At 73.9% G+C, this 3,675-nt stretch carries 4 protein-coding genes; 2 read left to right on the forward strand and 2 right to left on the reverse strand.

Annotated features, from left to right (window positions below):
• Both AC2VNT_RS02485 and AC2VNT_RS02490 read left to right on the forward strand, forming a co-directional pair.
• Positions 1-603: porin PorA family protein (locus tag AC2VNT_RS02485; protein WP_486945348.1), on the forward strand; the 603-nt coding region annotated here is incomplete at its 5' end.
• Between the two features lie 18 nt (positions 604-621).
• Positions 622-2,355, forward strand: a complete 1,734-nt coding sequence (locus tag AC2VNT_RS02490) for an MmpA family trehalose lipid delivery protein (protein ID WP_486945351.1) — start codon at positions 622-624, stop codon at positions 2,353-2,355.
• Here the strand turns inward: AC2VNT_RS02490 and AC2VNT_RS02495 are convergent.
• Positions 2,352-2,777 (reverse strand): thiol-disulfide oxidoreductase DCC family protein, encoded by a 426-nt coding sequence (locus AC2VNT_RS02495; protein ID WP_486945349.1) that lies wholly within the window; start codon positions 2,775-2,777, stop codon positions 2,352-2,354. The two genes, AC2VNT_RS02490 and AC2VNT_RS02495, sit on opposite strands and share 4 nt — an antisense overlap.
• Positions 2,774-3,675, reverse strand: a 902-nt coding sequence (locus tag AC2VNT_RS02500) for a glycosyltransferase family 4 protein (protein WP_486945350.1), incomplete at its 5' end; no start/stop codon positions are given. The genes AC2VNT_RS02500 and AC2VNT_RS02495, both read right to left, overlap by 4 nt.

The following is a 3,675-nucleotide window of genomic DNA, read 5'->3' on the forward strand; positions in this document are numbered from 1 at the left end:
GCCTCGCTGTACCCCAACGACGAGGACGGCGAAGTCACCGCGACCGCGCCAGTGTGGGGGGTGGACGGCGATCCCGACGAAGAGATCACCATGACCCGCTACTACGCGGCGCAGCGGACGATGTGGGTGGACCCGGTCTCCGGCACCATCGTCAAGACTCAAGTGCACGCCAACCACTACTTCGCCCGGGACCCGCTACGGCCGGAGATGACGTTCGTCGACTACACCGTGGCCAGCACCGAGGAGACCATCGAGGCGCAGGTCGACGCGGCGCGAAACGAGCGGGACCGGGTAGCCCTGTGGTCGCGGGTGCTGCCGATCACGTTCACCGCGGCCGGCCTGGTCACCCTGGTCGGCGGGGCGTTGCTCGGCTGGTTCAGCGTGCCGCTCGAGGACGCGCTGACCAGCCGCGGCCGAGACGGCGGCCGTGGTCTGCTGGCCGCTCTCACCCGCAAGCCGCAGCCGCCCGAGCGGATGCCCGGCGCAGAGGCCAAGACCGAGAAGCTGACCGTGCAACCCGGCGAAGCGCGGCGTCGCGGTGCACCCGCCGATGCGGCGGGTCCGGCGGCAAAGCACCCGCCGGATCCGGCCGATCGGACCTGACCGGTGATCGACCGGGCGTTGCGCTGGGCCGCACCCGGATACGCCCTGGCACTGACCCTGCTGGTGCTGGCGCCGGCGCTCCCTCCGGGCTACCTGCTGCTGCGTGACGCCGTCTCCACCCCCCGGTCCTACCTGACCGATGCGGCGCTGGGCCTGAGCGAGTCGGCACCGCGGGCGGCGCCGCAGGACTTCGCCGTGGCGCTGGCGTCAACCCTGGTCGACGGCGGGGTGGTGGTGAAAGCCCTGCTGGTGGCGGGGCTGTGGTCGGCCGGCTGCGGGGCGGCCCGGCTGGTGGGTGTGGTGTTGCCGCGCGCCGGCCTGCCCGGTCAGCTGGTCGCGGTCACCGTCGCGATCTGGAACCCGTATGTGGCCGAGCGGTTGCTGCAGGGCCACTGGAGCCTGCTGGTCGGTTACGGCTGCCTGCCCTGGGTCGCCGCCACCATGCTGGGGCTGCGCAGCGCGGCCGACCGGATCGGCAAGCCGATGCTACTGACGCTGGTCTTCTGGCTGGCGTTGGCCGGACTGACGCCGACCGGGCTGCTGTTGGCCACCGCGGTGGCGCTGGTCTGCGCGGTGAGCGCGGGCAGCGGCTGGCCGCGTCGGTTCTGCGTGGCGGTCGCGGTGGCCGCCGCCGCGGTAGCGGCACTGCCGTGGCTGGTGACGTTCCTGTTGGGGCCGTCGCAGCAGCTGGCCGGTGCGCCCGGGGTGGACGAATTCGCCGCCCGGGCCGAGCCCGGGCTGGGCACAGCGGGCAGCCTGGCCGGGCTGGGTGGGCTGTGGAATTCCGAGGCGGTGCCGGGCTCGCGGGCGACGTTCTTCGCACTCCCGGCGACGCTGGTGCTGCTGACCGTGGTGACGCTGGGACTTCCGGTGGTGGTGCGCCGGATAGCTGCGGTGCCGCTGCTGGCGCTGGCGGTGACGGCGGTGACGGCGTCGGCGGCGCTGGCCACCGGCACCGGTCTGAACCTGTTGCACACCGTGGTCGACGCCGCCCCCGGCCTCGGCGTGCTGCGCGACGGTCAGAAGTGGGTGGCCCTGGCGGTGCCGGGCTACGCACTCTCCGGCGGTGGCGCGGTGCTCACCTTGCGCCGCTGGCTGCGGCCACCGTCGGCGGCGTTGGTCTGCTGCGCCGCGCTGATCCTGGCGCTGCCCGACCTGGCCTGGGGGGTCGGCGGCCGGATCAGCCCGGTGCACTACCCACATGGCTGGCAGGTGGTGTCCACCGCGATCAACGCCGAGCCGCGCACCGTCGTGGTGCTGCCCGCCGGCAGCATGCGCCGCTTCGACTGGGCCGGATCGGCGCCGGTGCTCGATCCACTGCCACGCTGGCTGCGCGCCGACGTGCTGACCACCGGCGATCTGGTGGTGGCCGGGCGCACCGTGCCCGGCGAAGGCACGCACGCCCGGGCGGTGGAGGCGTTGCGGCTGGCCGGCTCCGACACGGCCGCACTGACCGGTGCCGGGGTGGGTTGGGTGGTCGTCGAGGCGGGTACCGACGGGGAGTTCGGCGCCGCCGAAGACACCTTGCACCGGCTGACGGCGACCTACCGGGACGCGGACCTGCGGCTGTACCGGGCCGGCGGCGACACCCCGGGGGCGCCGGCGGTGCGGCGCTGGGCAGCGGTGACCGTCCACCTGGGGTGGCTGGCGATGCTGGCGGCCGGAGCCGCCGGAATCGCGTTCCGATTCGTCGAGCGGCAGCGCCTGCGCCAGCAGGCCGCGCAGCGGGCGGCCGACGCGCCTTCGCCTTAGCTGTCGAGGAAACGCGGCCGCACCGCGGGTGCCGGCAACGGACAGGTGCCGTACCGGCCGAAGACGCGGTACCGGATGCCGGCGAACCGGTCGTAGAGCCGATCGCGCAGCGCCGCCGGGACCAGCCGGGCCGCCAGGAGCACCCGGAACGGTCCGCCGAGGTAACTCGCCACCCGCAACACCGCCGCCGACCGGACGCTGACCCGTTCGTCGGGCTGACCGGGCCGGTCGACGAAGACGATCGAGTCCACCCCGGGCAAGCCCGGATGACGATCGATCACGGCGCGGGAGAAAGCGCTGTCCAGCGCCGCGAAGTGCAGCGTGCCGCGCCGGTCGAACCGCAGAATCGTCCGCACCGACCGGTTGCAGAACCCGCAGACCCCGTCGTACAGCAGGACGGGCGCGGCGAGCCCTTCGGTCACCACACCCCGCTGACCCGTTCGCCGGCGTGCACCGACTCGAGCACGTCGCGCATCGACTCCGCGCTCTGCCGCCAGGAGAATTCGGTGCTGCGCACCTGCGCCTTGCCGCCGAGCTGGGCGCGCAGCACCGAATCGCGCAGCAACTCTTCGAGTCGGCGGGTCAGATCGGGGTAGTCGTCGACCAGCACCCCGGTCACCCCGTCGATGATCGAGTCGGAGAGCCCACCGGACGAGCGGTAGCCGATCGTCGGCACGCCGTGCTGACCGGCCTCGATCACCGCCAGACCCCAGCCCTCCTTCCGGGACGGCAGCAGCTGCACCCAGGCTCGGTGCACCAGCCGGGGTTTGGTGACGTCGTCGACGTGACCGTGGAAGGTCACCGCGCCGGTGATGCCCAGCCGGGCGGCGCGATCGACCAGACGCTGCCGCCACCAGCCGTCACCGACCACGTCGAGGTGCAGCCCCGGGATCCGCGCACGCAGCGCGGCGACCGCCGCCAGGGCGTCCTCGATCTGCTTGTGCGGCACCAACCGGGACAGCACCACCACCCGCGGCGCCGGCGCCCGCGGGCCGGCCAGCGTCTCGGCGGGCGCGTCGTCGAGGCCGTTGCGCACCACCGCGATCCGGTCGGCGGCCACCCCCAGCTCGGTCAGCTCCCGCGCCGACGGCAGCGACACCGTCAGGTACTGGTTGCGCCGGTGCAGCCGCGGGGACAGCGTGGACTCCACCCACCAACCGATCCGGCTCAGCAGCGGCCCGGCCACCCGCCACTGCTCCCGATGGCAGTGGTGCACCAGCACCGCGACCCGGCGGCCGTAGGCCAGCCGGGCCAGGAACGGCAGCCCGTTCTGGGTGTCGACCACCACGTCCGGTCGCGCCCGGCGCAGCGAGCCGATCC

It is taken from the genome of Mycobacterium sp. TH-M15, assembly GCF_057473705.1.